13 protein-coding genes, 1 tRNA gene and 1 pseudogene are annotated in these 16,243 nt (G+C 35.3%); 9 read left to right on the top strand and 6 right to left on the bottom strand.

The features are described from left to right. Positions 1 to 53: 53 nt before the first annotated feature. Both MKZ18_RS10770 and MKZ18_RS10765 read left to right on the top strand, forming a co-directional pair. Positions 54 to 1,673, top strand: a complete 1,620-nt coding sequence (locus MKZ18_RS10770) for a pre-toxin TG domain-containing protein (RefSeq protein ID WP_144594158.1) — start codon at positions 54 to 56, stop codon at positions 1,671 to 1,673. Between the two features lie 3 nt (positions 1,674 to 1,676). Continuing rightward, the gene (locus MKZ18_RS10765) at positions 1,677 to 2,111 is read left to right on the top strand and encodes an SMI1/KNR4 family protein (protein ID WP_013083517.1); all 435 of its coding nucleotides are present in this window, start codon (positions 1,677 to 1,679) and stop codon (positions 2,109 to 2,111) included. Between the two features lie 849 nt (positions 2,112 to 2,960). On the opposite strand, the gene gdhA is transcribed toward MKZ18_RS10765, so the two are convergent. After that, positions 2,961 to 4,343 carry an NADP-specific glutamate dehydrogenase gene (gene gdhA / locus MKZ18_RS10760; RefSeq protein ID WP_076513662.1) on the bottom strand — a complete coding sequence of 461 codons (1,383 nt, stop codon included), beginning with the start codon at positions 4,341 to 4,343 and terminating at the stop codon, positions 2,961 to 2,963. A 168-nt stretch (positions 4,344 to 4,511) separates the two neighbouring features. Here gdhA and MKZ18_RS10755 point away from each other — a divergent pair, with 168 nt between their 5' ends. The 3 genes from MKZ18_RS10755 (at position 4,512) to MKZ18_RS10745 (ending at position 8,230) form a co-directional block, all read left to right on the top strand. Continuing rightward, complete coding sequence (locus MKZ18_RS10755) at positions 4,512 to 5,417, top strand: LysR family transcriptional regulator (RefSeq protein ID WP_144594159.1); 906 nt, start codon at positions 4,512 to 4,514, stop codon at positions 5,415 to 5,417. 1,232 nt (positions 5,418 to 6,649) lie between these two features. Beyond that, entirely contained in the window at positions 6,650 to 7,048 is a 399-nt protein-coding gene (locus MKZ18_RS10750) for a DoxX family protein (RefSeq protein WP_061785131.1), read from the top strand. 243 nt (positions 7,049 to 7,291) lie between these two features. Further along, positions 7,292 to 8,230 carry a ring-cleaving dioxygenase gene (locus MKZ18_RS10745; protein WP_025911258.1) on the top strand — a complete coding sequence of 313 codons (939 nt, stop codon included), beginning with the start codon at positions 7,292 to 7,294 and terminating at the stop codon, positions 8,228 to 8,230. A 113-nt stretch (positions 8,231 to 8,343) separates the two neighbouring features. Here the strand turns inward: MKZ18_RS10745 and MKZ18_RS10740 are convergent. Then, a tRNA-Ala gene (locus tag MKZ18_RS10740) sits at positions 8,344 to 8,415 on the bottom strand. A gap of 221 nt (positions 8,416 to 8,636) precedes the next feature. Here MKZ18_RS10740 and MKZ18_RS10735 point away from each other — a divergent pair. The 3 genes from MKZ18_RS10735 (at position 8,637) to MKZ18_RS10725 (ending at position 12,247) form a co-directional block, all read left to right on the top strand. After that, on the top strand, positions 8,637 to 10,025 hold the full coding sequence (locus tag MKZ18_RS10735; protein ID WP_144594161.1) for a PepSY-associated TM helix domain-containing protein: 1,389 nt from the start codon (positions 8,637 to 8,639) through the stop codon (positions 10,023 to 10,025). Between the two features lie 102 nt (positions 10,026 to 10,127). Then, a complete protein-coding gene (solA, locus tag MKZ18_RS10730; protein ID WP_260864989.1) occupies positions 10,128 to 11,270 on the top strand; it encodes an N-methyl-L-tryptophan oxidase in 1,143 nt (380 codons plus the stop codon). Further along, the gene (locus MKZ18_RS10725; protein ID WP_260864990.1) at positions 11,270 to 12,247 is read left to right on the top strand and encodes a DUF3231 family protein; all 978 of its coding nucleotides are present in this window, start codon (positions 11,270 to 11,272) and stop codon (positions 12,245 to 12,247) included. The genes solA and MKZ18_RS10725 overlap by 1 nt, the downstream gene beginning before the upstream one ends. A gap of 51 nt (positions 12,248 to 12,298) precedes the next feature. Here MKZ18_RS10725 and MKZ18_RS10720 read toward each other — a convergent pair. Further along, positions 12,299 to 13,419, bottom strand: a protein-coding gene (locus MKZ18_RS10720) for an IS3 family transposase (RefSeq protein ID WP_341344545.1) whose coding sequence is annotated in 2 segments (ribosomal slippage) — positions 12,299 to 13,170 and positions 13,170 to 13,419 — 1,122 coding nt in all. Because the reading frame shifts where the segments join, the coding sequence is not laid out codon by codon here. A gap of 168 nt (positions 13,420 to 13,587) precedes the next feature. On the opposite strand from MKZ18_RS10720, the gene MKZ18_RS10715 reads away from it, so the two are divergent. After that, positions 13,588 to 13,818 carry a hypothetical protein gene (locus MKZ18_RS10715; protein ID WP_144594186.1) on the top strand — a complete coding sequence of 77 codons (231 nt, stop codon included), beginning with the start codon at positions 13,588 to 13,590 and terminating at the stop codon, positions 13,816 to 13,818. Between the two features lie 452 nt (positions 13,819 to 14,270). Here MKZ18_RS10715 and MKZ18_RS10710 read toward each other — a convergent pair whose 3' ends face one another. The 3 genes and pseudogenes from MKZ18_RS10710 to MKZ18_RS10700 all read right to left on the bottom strand — a co-directional run. After that, entirely contained in the window at positions 14,271 to 14,720 is a 450-nt protein-coding gene (locus MKZ18_RS10710; RefSeq protein ID WP_341344544.1) for an STAS domain-containing protein, read from the bottom strand. An 87-nt stretch (positions 14,721 to 14,807) separates the two neighbouring features. Then, positions 14,808 to 15,116: a hypothetical protein gene (locus MKZ18_RS10705; protein ID WP_341344543.1), complete on the bottom strand. Its 309-nt coding sequence runs from the start codon at positions 15,114 to 15,116 to the stop codon at positions 14,808 to 14,810. A 618-nt stretch (positions 15,117 to 15,734) separates the two neighbouring features. After that, a pseudogene (locus MKZ18_RS10700) lies at positions 15,735 to 16,139 on the bottom strand (AAA family ATPase); the annotation flags it as partial. Positions 16,140 to 16,243: the final 104 nt, after the last annotated feature.

Below are 16,243 nucleotides of genomic sequence, written 5' to 3'. Positions count from 1 at the left end.
AAACTATTACCGCAGTAGAAGAACTAGATAATCAACTTTCAAGTGAATATGAAATGTTAAATTCTTTCTATGAATCCGTTCAATTTAGTGTAAATGGTTTGGAACAGCTGACTTCTCAAGGCGGCAGCGCTTATCAGCTCACTTTTGATGCCAAAGCTTACAAAAATAGCGAAGCATACGAAACACAGCAGCAAATTGATAAAGTTGCTACGGGGTATGTAGAGGGGAAAGCAGAACAAAAACAAGAAATTAAAGAAAGAAAATCAGCCATTGAAGCTGAGAGACAAAGACAAATCCAAGCCAATAAGCCGTGGTATGAAAAAGGCCTGGATATTGCAGGAGAACTTACGGGATACTATGATTTTAAACGAGCCGCAGACGGAGTCGATCCGGTTACACATAAAAAACTGTCTGCTACCCAGCGAGTCACAGCTGGAGCAATGGCAGCAGCTGGATTTATCCCGTTCGTAGGTTGGGCAGGACGAGCGGTAAAAGGAGGCAGCGTTATCTACAAAACGGCAAAAGGCATGAGTGCTGCGCATCATGCAATGGCTCTTTACCAAACACCTAAAGCGTTTAAAGTGCTTGAACAAACAGAAAAAGGATTGTATGGACTTGTCTTAACAAATGGCATGTATGAGTATACAATGGGGAAGGACTTACTAGGAAATAAGCTTACTAAAGAAGAGCAGCAGGCTAGTTTGTTTCAATCCTTTGGGGTTGCGGCAGGCGGTTTACTTGCTTCAAAAGCATCCACTCAGCTTGTCGAAAAAGGTGCACAGGCAGTTACGAAAAAGTTCAATGATATGCGCAACGTAGTTCGTACAAGTAAAGTTACTCAATATGGAAAAGACATTCAGCAGGCGATGCGAAAAATGCCAGCAGCTGGTATTGATAAAGCCAAAAAGATGTATGATGCTGTATTAGATGCGAAAGTACCGAGGTTCTTACCGCAGGAAGCACCAGTGGGTGTGAGTGTAGACTTTGCGCAGCAAACTGTACGGGATGTGTTGAAGAGTACGGCTAAAGATACGATGAATTTTATGGGGAAAGACTACTTTGACGGAAAACGTTGGCGTGATGCTAGGGGAAGGTTTATAAAGAAGAAGGATCCCAACCATGTTAGTAAGATGGAAAATAGCCAGGTTGAATCTTTAAAAGAAGATTCAAAAATTGATAAAACAACACATTCGATTTCGGTAGTAGAAAATAATACTAACAGATATAGCGGTACTGGAGTCAAAATTAATTCTGACTTAATAAAGAGATATATTAAAGATGTTGAAATGAGAACATCGAGAAAACTGTCAAAAAACCAAATAGAGAAGCTTAAAGAAGCGTTAAGAAATAAGGAATATCAAAAACTTTCTCCTATAGAAACCCGGAAGCATCGACGGGCATTTAATAAAATTAAAGACAAGCTCATTGAGGAATGGGAGATAAAAACGGGACAAAAATGGCCCACTTACAGTGAAGATATTATTTCAGAGAATACAGGTGAACCAGTTAGAAGAAAAGGCGATAAATATGATGCACATCATATAATTGAAAATAGCTTTCGGGGAGAACATGAATGGTGGAATATACACCCTGCAAAATTTCCAAATGAGCATCAGTCTGGTATACATGGTACGGGATCACCGGCTAATGAATTATTTAAAGGAGATAATTAAATTATGAGATACGATTTTGTTAAGAATCAAAAAGATAATCAATTTTATCCTGTAAGTAGAAATGATATTGAAGAGGTAGAAGGAACATTAGGGTTAAAGTTCCCTTTTGAATTAAAGAAGTTTCTTTTAGAGATTGGTTATGGCTTCCTTCAAAGATCAGAATATAATATCAATCGTATTATGGGGCCTTCTTCCATCAGAGATGCTAGATTAAAAGTTAATGATTTTGAATTTTATCCTGATATAGAAGTTTACGAAGATCTTGAAGAGGATAAATTAATATTTTTTGAAGCTAATGAAAGCGCGTTGCTACTAATAGAAATAAGTGAAGAGCAAAATAATGCTATTTATTATGATGATATAAAAATCGCAGATTCCTTAGAAGAATTTTTAAAGAAAATCATGGAAGATGATAAGTATTATATTGATTTAGAATAATACGATACTTATTTAATATTAAAGGCTTTATTTATATTAAACAATGAACAATAGATAAAATAAAGAACCCAACAAATAAAAAAATTAGCGAAAATAATAAATACTTATTCAAATTATAATAGAAAATTGGTTTATTTAAAGAGTGTATTAGACAAGTAGAACATTAATTTTCATTATTGGATAAGACTGTAACAAAATTTCTATATTGTATACTTCATATATCTTTAGTTAACATAATGTCTCTTTCCGGAACCAAGCAAGCAAAAGAACCCTTGCGGCAGTAGGGTTCAGCTAAGGGTTCCTTTGCTTGAGTATGCATCTTTTTATACACCGTTGATATGACTACGTTTTTTGGGTAGTTGAAAGAAGCGAGAATGTATAAAAAGAGCTCCTTTTATACATATGCTCGCATGAGAAAATATAGTATTTTCAGCAAAAATCTGTTATTATATGTCTGCACATGCATTTTATAGTAAAAAGCCACCTGTCCTGCAATTTACTGGATGGCTTTTTATTTTGTTAACGATAATATTTACTGAATTTTCTTTTTACAGATTCAGTTATAGATATAGTTAGTAGGGAGATAAGTGATGAAGTAAAAGCAGTAAAGCTAAGTGTCCCTACTCTCATACCCATCCTCCAATAAGGAAACTGACGATAACACCACCCACACTAATCACTCCTACACTTAAAGGCGCTATATACTTAATAGTAGGTTTTTTCTACTGAGTGCACATGAGAGTACAATTAAACTAGCAATCATAATTGTAGAAACTATCTGTAAGTCACCCATTATTAACAGCCTTTAAATTCAAGATATCCACACTAGCATATTCTCCTAATGAAGTATCAAATAACACCTTGCTCAATCATAGCATCAGCAACTTTTATAAATCCGGCAATGTTTGCACCTACGACAAGATTACCAGGAGCGTTGTATTCTTGAGCAGCTTTCTTGCTATTTTGGTATATGCTTTTCATAATCGCATGTAATTTGCTATCGACTTCTTCAAAAGTCCAAGAAAGCCTAGTGCTATTTTGAGCCATTTCTAATGCTGATACAGAAACACCACCAGCATTTGCCGCTTTAGCAGGGGCAAATAAAATATTGTTCTCTAAGAAAATCTCGACAGCTTCTAATGTAGATGGCATATTTGCACCTTCACCAATTGCTTTTACTCCATTGGAAAGTAATAATTCTGCAGAGTTTTGATCGATTTCATTTTGAGTAGCACATGGTAAAGCAATATCACATGGTACTGTCCAAATTCCATTAGAACTTTCCACATAAATCGCTTCAGGATGATCAGCTACATAAGTACTTATACGTTTCTTTTCTATTTCCTTAATGCGTTTAATTGTCTCTAAGTTAAGACCATTTTTGTCATAGATATAACCATTCGAATCGCTGCAAGCAACCACTTTAGCCCCTAGCTGCATCGCTTTTTCAATTGCATAGATTGAGACATTTCCTGACCCCGACACAACAACTGTACTGCCTTCAAAGCTAAGATTATTATCTTTTAACATTTCTTCAACAAAGTAAACTGTTCCGTATCCAGTGGCTTCTTTACGAGCTAAACTTCCACCATAACTAAGGCCTTTTCCTGTTAGAACGCCTGCTTCAAAGGTGCTACGCATTTTTTTATATTGCCCAAACAAAAAGCCAATTTCTTTACTTCCTACACCAATGTCACCTGCAGGAACATCCGTATCAGGTCCGATATATTTGCTAAGTTCTAGCATAAAGCTTTGACAAAAACGCATTATTTCTCCATCTGATTTTCCTTTAGGATCAAAATCAGCACCTCCTTTACCGCCACCAATTGGTTGACCAGTTAAAGAGTTTTTAAAAATTTGCTCAAATCCTAAAAATTTAATAATACTTGCGTTGACAGATGGATGAAATCTTAACCCACCCTTATATGGACCAAGTGCGCTGCTATATTGGACGCGAAACCCTCGGTTTACTCTAACATTTCCGTGATCATCGACCCACGGTACACGAAAAGTGATGACTCTCTCAGGTTCAACGATTCTCTCCAAAATAGCTTGGTTAATATACTGAGGATTTTTAACGAGAACAGGTATTAAAGAATCGAATACTTCTTTGACCGCCTGATGAAACTCACTTTCATTTGGATTTCGTTTTTTAACTGTTTCAAATACTTGATTAACATAATTTTGTACGCTTTCTGTATACGTCGATTGATTTTTTTCAATTGTTATCATACTTATCCGTCTCCTATTTATTAATTTATAATGAAAATTTTAAAAATTTTTCGTAATTTTTTAGAGTTGTTAGTATAAATATTTTATAATTGAAATAATGATCGAATCAATATAAAGAAACGATAATATCAATGCTTTTTATGCATTAACTAATAAGGAGGATATAAAATGGACTTTAGACAAATCCGTTATTTCATGGAGGTGGCTACACGCGAACACGTAACTGAAGCCGCCCACTCTTTACATGTAGCACAATCCTCGGTAAGTCGACAAATAGTAAATTTAGAAAATGAATTAGAAGTTGATTTGTTTATCAGAGAAGGAAGGAGGGTACATTTAACGCCAATTGGAAAAATATTTTTTGAACGAATGAAACATGCCATGAATGTGATAGACGATGCGAGACGTGAGGTTAAGGAATATTTAGATCCTGAAAAAGGAACAATACGCATTACTTTTCCGATAAGTTTAGCAGCGTATACATTACCAACTGTAATCTATGCATTTAGATTGCGCTATCCGGAAGCAAAATTTCAGTTGAAACAAGCGCTTTACCAGGAATTAATTGAAGGTGTGATTAAAGGAGATTTTAATCTTGGTCTGATAGGTCCACTTCCTCTCAAAGAAAAAAAACTTGAACAAAAAGTTTTATTTACGGAAAATATTGTGGTTCTTTTGCCAATTCACCACCGCCTTGCAAAAGAATCCTCCGTAAAACTTCAAGAACTAATAGACGAACCGTTTGTTTTATTACCTGAGGGTTTTGTCTTTCGAGATATTGTTGTAAATGCTTGTCAGAATCTTGGCTTCACACCAAATGTTGCCTTTGAGGGGGATGATATCGATGCGTTGAAAGGGTTAGTTTCTGCTGGTTTAGGTGTAACACTCATGCCAGAAGTCACGCTAGTCGATAGCTTGCCACGCTCAACAGTTAAAATACCATTGGTTGAACCAAATGTAACAAGGACTGTAGGGGTTATTACCCCAAAGGAACGGTCACTACTTCCAACGGAAAAGTTATTTTATGATTTTCTTCAGGAATTTTTCACTAGATTAGATGATTTTAAGAACTAATTTATACTTAAGAAAAAGCACGTAACCAGTATAGAAAAGTAATATATTACATCTTTAGTTACCATAATATTCTTTCTGGAATCCAAACCAAAAAGAATCCCTTAAAAAGAAGGGTTAAGATCATGAATTATGCAGCTTTTATACATATGCTTGTTTTATATAATAAATCGCTTTCATGAAGAAAATATGTTATATTTAACTTACTAACACACACATTTCATATCTAGTTTTATAAAAAGCTGCCTCTCCTGACGCTCCGAGGCAGCTTTTTATTTTGTTAATGGTAATAAATATTTTAACATCTTGTAATAGATCTAAATATTTTGTCCGCGAAAGTATACGTTTACGAACGGTTTTTGATTGACAAGAGGAAGAGAAACACAAAAGGAGTGTAAAAATAGAAAAAACTCGTCAACAAGAGGCTTTTATTTATCAAGACAAAAACTTCCTTTTTCTATAGATAAAAATATATCTAATAAAATATTCTTGTCATATCTCATAATAAACTTTATAAAAGCACTAATAAAAAATACATAGTATGTTATAAGCTTACAGTGTACAACGTACAACGCTGCCAGCATAAAGATTACTTAAACAGATGATTTGTTGTTGAAAATTACCAATCACTTTGATTATCAATTACTCAACAAACTATTGATATGTAGTATTAATTACATAAAAAATAAACGTTTATTTCTTTAGCTTTATGAGCAGCGACATTTAAACGAAATAGTTTTAGATGTCTATCTATAACTTACGATCAATATCACCTTTAATTAAGGAAAGCTGTTCTTGTTCTATTCTACATATTTCAAGAATTTCGTGACGTCCGTTTTCTGGCACTATACAACAGGGAGCATAGAAGGAAATATAAGCAATAAAAAGCGGTGAATCATAGCTTTATTAAGGTATTCTCATCATAAATAAAAATTTATATTGACAATGAAATGATATTCGTTTTATAATTATCTCGAATTAAAGATATTTTAATCAAAGATAAATTCAATTAAAATTAGAAGTAGAAAGTGATGATATTGAATAAAAGTTTAGCAGAAACCGTTTTTAACCTTTCAGAAAGCTTCTAAATTTAAAATCAAAAAGTTATTGAAGATTTCTTTATAGCTTTGGGTGATGAAGAAAAAAGCTGTCATTAGAATTTTAGGCAAAATACAGTATTGCTAACTATAATCATCAAAGTTAATAAAATGATAAAAAAATAGGAGGAATTAAAAATGATTAGTATTGGTTTATTATTAATTCGTTTAGTAATTGGATTGTCATTTATGGCCCATGGAGCTCAGAAATTATTCGGATGGTTTGGTGGTCATGGATTAAAAGGAACAGGAGGGTGGTTTGAGTCCATTGGAATGAAACCAGGTGTTAGAATGGCCTTGATAGCTGGGTTATCAGAACTTGTAGGTGGTGCTTTATTTGCTGTAGGATTTCTTACACCTCTTGCGGCTCTTATGATTGCTGGAACAATGTTTATAGCTATTATTAAAGTACACGGTCCAAACGGCTACTGGGCAACACAAAATGGTTATGAATATAACCTTACATTATTAGTTGTTGCTATTAGTATTGCTATAATCGGTCCAGGATACTACGCAATCGACGCCCTTATCTTCTAAAAGGAAAAATGGTAAAGTAAAGAATAATTTATTAAAAGTAGTTAGATACGTATACTTTGTTACTCTAGAAGTTAAACATATGAATTTTCGGATAATATCTCGAATTCGAGATATTATCAGTTTAATCATTTGAGTTTATTAAAGGGATATCTTTTATATAGCGTACCTAGGTAATTTTGGTTAGATTGAATATTCCATTGCTTTATGAAGGACAATTAAAATATGGTAAGGGAGAGATGAAGAATGACAAAAAAAACTACAGGAATCCATCATATTACAGCGATTGTAGGTCATCCACAGGAAAATGTTGATTTTTATGCTGGTGTATTAGGTTTACGCTTAGTCAAACAAACAGTCAATTTTGATGATCCGGGTACGTATCATCTTTACTTTGGTGATGAAGCTGGAAAGCCAGGAACAATTATTACCTTTTTCCCGTGGGCAGGAGCACGCCAAGGAGTAATAGGTGATGGTCAAGTAGGTGTAACTTCATACGTAGTGCCAAAGGGCGCCATGGATTTTTGGGAGCAGAGATTATCAAAATTTAATATTCCGATAACAAAGATGGAACGATTCGGAGAACAATATTTAGAATTTGACGATCCCCATGGTTTACATTTAGAAATTGTTGAAAGAGAAGCTGGTGAAAAAAACACGTGGCAATTTGGTGAGGTTACACCTGAAGTAGCGATTAAAGGCTTTGGGGGAGCAACATTATTATCTGCTCGTCCTGAAGAAACAGCCAAGTTATTAGAGGATGTTATGGGTCTTGAAAAAGTAGGTGAGGAAGGAGATTTCATTCGTTTTCAATCATCTGCTGATATCGGAAATATCATTGATTTAAAGCTAACGCCAATCGGTCGTGGACAAATGGGTGTTGGAACCGTTCACCATATTGCATGGCGTGCTGAAAACGATGAGGACCAGTTAGAATGGCAAAAACACGTAGCTAGTAATGGATATGGAGTCACAGCTGTACGAGATCGAAACTATTTTAATGCTATTTACTTTAAAGAACATGGAGAAATTCTATTTGAAATTGCCACAGATCCACCAGGTTTTGCACATGATGAGTCACAAGAAACAATGGGAGAAAAGTTAATGCTGCCTAAGCAGTATGAAACTCATCGAGCTCAGCTTGAAAGAGAATTGCTTCCTTTTGAAGTGAGAGAACTAGACTAAATTCGAGTCTGAGTGCTTATTTTGCTTTCAATTCATCAATCTAATCTATTTCAACTAAGAAAAAAATGATAAGAAAAGAGAGGTCTTTCTATAGAAAGACCTCTCTTTTCTTATGGAGCGTAGGGGATTCGAACCCCTGACCCCTTCGCTGCCAGCGAAGTATTCTCCCGCTGAACTAACGCCCCGATATGTAAGTTCTCTTTTATTTTATAAATCTCTATAACGTCTGTCAATTCGTTTTTTGTATATTTTCGAAATAAAGCAACAATTTTTTTAGGTTTCATTTTTTCCACACATTTATTTAGTATAACTAAAGGTGAATAAGTAATGATATCAATATTGTAAGCGTTAACTTATTGCGTTCATTACTTAATTTGTATAGATCTGATACTAGGGGGAGCATTGGGTGGAAGCAGTTAAATTAACACCAAAACCAAAAAGACAAAGAGAGGTACACAAAAAGAAAACCTCAGCCGCTATTTATCAAACAGTGTGGAGGTGGCATTTTTATGCAGGACTTATTTTTGCACCATTTTTAATCATATTAGCGTTTAGCGGTGCGGTGTATTTATTTAAGCCACAAATTGAGTCAGTTCTTTATCACGACCTGTATTACGTAGAAGAAAAAGGAGATATACTACCTTCAACAAAACAAATAGATGAGGTCCAAAAAGCGTATCCAGAAACAGCTATTACTTCAATAAAATATTATGATGATCCACTTCGTACAGCTGAGATTGGGATTATGACAAATGGAGAGATGTCTTCAGCATTTATAAATCCGTACACTGGAGAAGTAGCTGGAACTCTCTCAGATGACGAGAAATTCACGACTATTTTCAAAAAGATTCATAGTGAATTGCTCATTGGCGGAACGCTTGCCAATCGACTTGTAGAGCTAGCTGCCTGCTGGGCTGTTATTCTATTAATTACGGGTCTGTACATATGGTGGCCAAGAAATAAAGCGTCGATATGGGGAACAGTTTTGCCAAGGTTTAACCGAAAAGGAAGAATATTTTGGCGAGATATGCACGCTGTTCCTGCATTTTGGCTATCGTTATTTATGTTAATTTTAATTCTAACAGGACTTCCTTGGTCAGGAGTGATGGGAGAGCAAATTAATCGACTTGCTACGTATTCAAACACGGGCTACCCACCATTTGCACATAGCTTTGGTGAAAAGCCTGAATCAATTGTTAAAACAAAAGACGTAGCAGAGGATATACCGTGGGCTGCAGAAAACATTCCAGTTCCCAATTCATCTGTTACTGGCTACGTGCCGCTTTCTCTTGAGAAAGTGACTGATATAGCACAAGCTGAAAAAATTCAAAAGCCATATACAATTTCAATGCCTCAAGGTGAAAAAGGTGTTTATACCATTTCAACATCTCATACTAAGCCCGGCGATAATGCAACTCTTCACGTTGATCAATATTTAGGTGCTATTTTAAGCGATGTTCGCTTTGATGATTACGGTATTATGGGAAAAGGAATTACAATGGGAGTTGCGCTTCATGAAGGAAGGCTATTTGGCGTAGCAAATCAAATTCTCGGCCTCATTACGTGTCTTGGATTAATTGGTTTAATTGTTAGTTCGTATGTTATGTGGCGTAAGCGAAAACCTCAAGAAAGTTCCGGAGCACCACCTAAGTCAAAGGACTCCAAAGTGACAAGAGTTGTTTTCTTTATCATGCTTGGACTCGGGATCGTCATGCCACTTGTTGGAATTTCAATTATTGCGGTATATTTGTTGGATAGGTTTGTATTTTCAAAGATACCCTCTGTTCAAAATTAAGTGCGTAACTTTTCGCTGCTTGCCTTGTTTCATGGCAAGCAGTTTTATTATACGTAATAACCTTCAAATATGTTAAAATAGTAAAAATATTCATTCGAAAACTTGGAGGCTATTATGAAATACGACGTAATTGTAGTTGGAGCCGGCTCAATGGGAATGGCAGCCGGTTATTTTTTAGCAAAAAAAGGGCAAAGAGTTTTACTTATTGATGCCTTTGATCCACCCCATGCGAGCGGAAGCCATCACGGCGAGACGCGCATTATTCGCTATGCATACGGAGAAGGAGAAGAGTACGTACCGCTTGCACTCCGAGCAAAAGAGCTGTGGGAAGAGCTAGAAAAAGAAAGTGGACGATCGTTCTTTTTAAAAACGGGAGTACTGAGCGTAGGAGAAGAGACCTCATCGTTTATTCAAACCGTCATTTCAAGTGCAAAAACATATAGTCTACCACTTGAAGTGTTAAACGCAGTTGAAATACATACGCGATTTCCTGGAATCACTGTTCCGGATTCGTTCATTGGCTGTTTTGAACCAACCTCAGGCGTTTTAAAATGTGAAGATGCTATTCGCACTTACAAAGAGTTTGCGTTAAAATACGGAGCTGAGCTGTTAACTAATCATCCTGTGAAAGGTATCAAAGTAACAGAAGATAGCGTAAAGGTGCATACAGGTGACAACGTATATGAAGGTAAACGTTTGGTTCTTTCTGCCGGAGCCTGGTCCAAAGAGCTGTTAGCTAAGCTAGGACTCAATCTTCCTGCAACACCTATCCGCAAGACCTTTGCGTGGTTTGAAGCAGATGAAAAATTTTACGGAGAAGGGAAATTCCCTGCGTTTTCATTTGATACAAAAAGTGGGATGTACTATGGGTTTCCAAGCATTGACGGAGCGGGTTTAAAACTAGGCCGTCATGATGGCATTCAGCAAGCCCAAAATCCAAATGAAGAGATGGCGCCTTTTAACGATGGAGATCGTGCAGAACTGGAAAACTTACTTCGTAGCTATATGCCGCAAGTAGGAAAGCTGAAGTTCGGCAAAACGTGTATGTACACGATGACACCAGATGAAAACTTTATTATTGATACGCACCCATTGTATAAAAACGTTGTGTTCGCAGCAGGGTTTTCAGGGCACGGATTTAAATTCAGCAGCGCTGTTGGTGAAGTAATAAGTGATCTTTTGACTACAGGTAAAGCACCGTATGACTTATCATTATTCTCAGCAAGTAGATGGGAGGTAGAATAATGAAATTTTCAATTGTAGACGTATTTTCGCAAGGAAAGTATACGGGAAACCAGCTAGCTGTTTTTAAAGAAGCAGGACATTTATCAACAGAAGAGATGCAAAAAATTGCCAAGGAAATTAATTTCTCTGAAACAACGTTTATTCTATCAAATGAGCCTACTGAAAAAGGGTATCCTGTCCGTATTTTCACACCAGGATTTACTGAAAAAGATGTAAATGTAGATGCTCCTCCTCTGTTTACAGATGTTTTTTGGTTAGGCTACATGCATGAGATGACAATGCACGGGTTAGCTGGATATAGTATATCTTTTAGTGTGTCGACCAGAAAAGATATACGAGATCACTATTTCCAATGCAACATTGATGCTATGGGGATTTATAATAAGTCGATTGAAATTCTTTTATCCAAAGGTATTTATCAACAATCTCCCTATTTTTCTACATCTCAAAGGAGTCAATCAGTTACAGAGATAGGATATGTTATGGATTTATTCGGAGATAAAAGACCTTTAAATTCAATGGAAGCGGGAAACATTTTTTTTAATCTAAAAAAGAGTATTGCGGCTAAGGCTCTCGTCATTGGATTTAAACAAGTAATTAAAGATAAAGACATTCATAAATTTATGGATAATTGTTTACGTACAGTTAATAAAAATATAAATATTTTCTCTTCTATCCTTCAGTATGAAAACCTTAAACCTCCCCAATTATTAGACAATGAAATTACAAATTCTGATGTAGCTCCTTTTTCAGATAAATTAATGGTGTTTCATACTGGATTTTTATTTAATTTAGCCACCACGTATTATGCTGCAGCTATGGTAACAAGTATGAGGATAGATGTGGCTGGACATTGTGACGCCTCTATTTTTCGGGATTTGAAAACGATCTCATCTTTTGGGAGAATTATGATTAAAAAAGGGTGGATAGAAAAACTACCAGAGGCGGATGATCGTAAAGAGTTACCTAATAATTAACGAAAGTTTTTACTTTTTTATAAATGTTTAAGATGGATTGTCAACACTAAACTAGACAGTTTTCTTAAGGTGCGTAAATTTGTATGCCACTGGACTTAAATAATCTAAAGTACCGTGGATGCGTAGATGGTTAAACCAGTGCACATAATCTGTAAACTCTCTTTGTAACTCTTCTAAGCTATCAAAATGACGTTTCTTTACGAACTCTGTTTTGATGATTTTGAATGTTGCTTCTGCTACTGCATTATCATACGGACAGCCTTTCAAACTTAGAGATCGCTTGATGTTAAACGTTTCTAGGGCCTCATCAATGACTTGGTTCTTATATTCTCTTCCTCGGTCAGTATGGAACATTTGAACCGTATGTAAATTACCTTTTATTGACGATAGAGCTCGATAAACTAGTAAAGCATCTTTGTTCTCACCTGTACTAAATCCAACGATCTCCCGATTAAAGAGATCAACAAATACACATATGTAATACCATTTTCTGTTGACTCTTACATAAGTTAGGTCGCTGACCACGACAATCAATTCTTCCTCTTGTGTAAATTCACGATTTAACTCATTCGCTTGATCACTTTCATTTGGTTTATCCTTATGGGGTTTAAATTGAGCTACAGTATAAGCTGAAACAAGTCCTTGTTCGTTCATAATTCTGCCGATTCGACGACGAGAAACCAATTTCCCTCTTTTCTTTAGCTCATGCTTTATCTTTCTCGCACCATAATTTTGGCGGCTTTGATGGAAAATTTCTATGATGTCTGAAGTTATATCATCTTCATTCTTTCGTTCTTTTGCTTCATAATAATACGTACTTCTAGGGAGTTGTAGGACCTTACACATTGCTGATATCGAGTATTTATGCTGGTTGTTCTTAATCACATTTACTTTCGTCCTAGTATCAGCGCGGCTTGCTTTAAAATATCATTCTCCATCTCTAATTGCTTATTACGTTTCCTAAGTTCCTGCAGCTCTTTTTGTTCGGGGCTGAGGTTATCCTTTTCTTTGAAGGAACCAGAGGACTTACTTTGATTAATCCACTTATCAAGCGAAGATGGTGTTAACTCATATTCTCGAATGATGTCTTTACGAGGCTTTCCATTCTGAGATAGCTGCACGATCTGTTGCTTAAATTCTTCGGTAAACGTTCGACGTACTTTTTTTGTCATGTAGATTCTCCTCATAACTGATTAGTATAGTTAATTCTACTTGACCTTAAAATTTCTGTCTAACTAAGTGTAGCCGATCCAGAACATAAATATTATGACCTGCAACAAAATTATTTCTGCCTTGTTATGAGTGAAAACTTTCAGTCAATCAAGTTAGAGGAACCAGAGATGCAAAGTTTATTTGGTGTTAAAAATGAAGAGGAATTTAAAGCAACCAAACAGCTCTTAAGTGACTGGTTAATTAAAACAAATGCTTATAGAGAAGCAATTCTTCAATCTCTTAATGAACATAAAGAGCATGGTACAAAAGAAGGAAATGAAGATACTAAAAAAACAATTACATTCTTAAAGGAGTTATTAGAACTGAAAACAATAGACATAGAGCAAGCGCCTATCTAAGGAACGGTTTATTATTTTCACTATCCGGTATAGTAAAGAAGCTCCAGAACTAATTTAATCGTTCTGGGGCTTCCTTGGAGTTAGTATAGTTTCATGGACACCATTTAATTAAAATACCTTTAAGCTTTATGAAGCCTGTATTACACATAGCTAAAAACAGATAATTGCGATGATTACCTGGATATGAGATGAATAATACATAGGTTACGCTAATCAAATTTCTTTATCTTAATTATCACCCAATAAGAGGAGCAAATAAATGTCTAGTTCTAAAAGACAAATGATAGACGCTGCTTTAGCTCAACATTATAAAAGAGGAGGTGGTTCAAACGGGATAGAGCTGAAACAAATTGAAAACCTTTAATCCTAATTTGAAATAACTTCGTCCAGAAAAGATTTACCTCGAAAGGAATCTTTTCTGGACAAGTACAGTATTAACAAAAACTTATAGATTAATAGGTTTTAGATGTCGCAATTGCTTGTTCAAGGCTAGAGACAATTGAGATTTTACTGAAATCAATCCCGATTTGAATAGCAGTTTGTGCAATTTCAGGTCGAATACCTGATAGTGTAGCTTTTACACCTATTAAGCTTAATGATTCAATTAATTGAAAGATTTGATGAGCCACCATTGTATCAATAATGACTACTCCGGATAAATCAAGCAAAAGGTGACGAATCCCCTTATCTACACATTGATTTAAAGTGTTCTCAAGAATAAACCTAGCGCGGTCTGTGTCAATCTCACCTACAATAGGAAGTAAGGCTAAGCTTGAACTCAATGAGATGATAGGTGAGCTCAGTTCTATAATCAGTTCTTGCTGAGCCTTCAATCGTAGCTGAGAATGCGCATGGTATTCTCTAGTGAATACAGTCATGACGTAATTAAAGTTTTTAATCACAACACGATTCCACCTATTGATTGTTTCTTGTGAATACGTTTCACTACTTGTCCGAACAAATTCTTCAATTAAATCCAAATACTGATTTTACGTAACGAAAAACTCATGTAAAATGACGTCGATTGGCGTGTTTAAATGTTCTTCATCTTTTGAAATTGAATTAATCCATTCATCGAAGTGAATGGAAAACTGTTCACTTGACTCGTTATTATCAAAGACTTTACAAAATCGAATATGAAATTCATGGTTTTGCTGTTTTACTTTATCAATTACGAGTGGATCATTTGAAGCATATACACCTAATGAATTTTCTTTGTCTAATGATTCATACCAGTTTTCAGTCAAAGACCATGTGCGTTCAACTAAAAAATGATATAATTTGTGATTTCTATGCATCGGTTATTATCTCCTTATACAAGTGATGGCCATCATCGATCTTTCATGTTGTAAACAGTAAAGTCGTTATTATCTTATAAAGAAAAAAGCCCTGGATTTAAAGGGCTTTTTCTGCTCTTAAATTATTGTGCATGCAGTTTTCACTTTATTAAATTTAAAATAGACTGCTTTGTGCTTGTTTATCTTAACATATTAATATAGAGAAAAATACCTTTTTTAGTGTATATATGCTCACAAGGAGTATTTTGCTAACAGCAGTTAACTTAGCTTGAAGGGGGTATAGTATAGCTTTACAGACAAGCATTCAAAGCGTAGAATGACTCTAACGAATAGACAATTTACTATTTTAAGAATCTTAAAATGTGGGTTGATCTTATATAAGGGAGCGTCCACAATTGGAAAATCAGTTTTCTCAATTAATAGAGAACAACGAAAGCGTTCATATTTATTATAATATTAACGATAAAAGAAATTATTTGGACAATCTAGTGCCGTATATTGTTTCAGGTGTAGAACAAGAAAGACATACGTTAGTAATTGAAAGTGAAAGATTAATTCCGCTCATTTTTAAAAAGTTAGAGGAAATGCTAACTAAGGAACAATTAACATATATACACATTCTACGTTTCTTTTTGTTGGCTTATGCTGCAGTCTATTTGACGTTTTGTTTCGGTCAATTCTTTCGTTGAGATCCGCTTCTAGCTCCACAAAATATATCGTACCGCATTTTGATTCAAAAATGTCGCATACTTCTTTAACAAAATCCCAATCGCTTTGCATATCAAACGCCCATACATAAGTGAAAATTATACCTTCTGCGTCACTTTTTGCAACAGCTTCAAAGATTTCTTTACGGAACAAATCTACTAATCTCCACATTTCTTCGTTGAATTGAAACAAAGGAGCAAGAAGCTCAATAGTCATATGGTTATGAAACAGCTTCAGTCCCGTACTTTTCTCTAACTCTTGTCCTACCGTCATTTTCCCAACCGCCTGTGGGCCGAATATGAGAACGAACTTCATCTAGTTTCTCCTTTCTGCCGTAAGCTTACTAGATTATCATTATATACATTTGGTAAATTTTATCACAAATAAACAAACAGCGGAAGAAGAGATTCCAACAACTA

The organism is Priestia sp. FSL W8-0001 (assembly GCF_038050335.1).
In the GTDB taxonomy this organism is placed as follows: domain Bacteria; phylum Bacillota; class Bacilli; order Bacillales; family Bacillaceae_H; genus Priestia; species Priestia flexa.
Note: the sequence above shows the minus strand (reverse complement) of the source record. Positions and strands in the feature narration are given on the sequence as shown.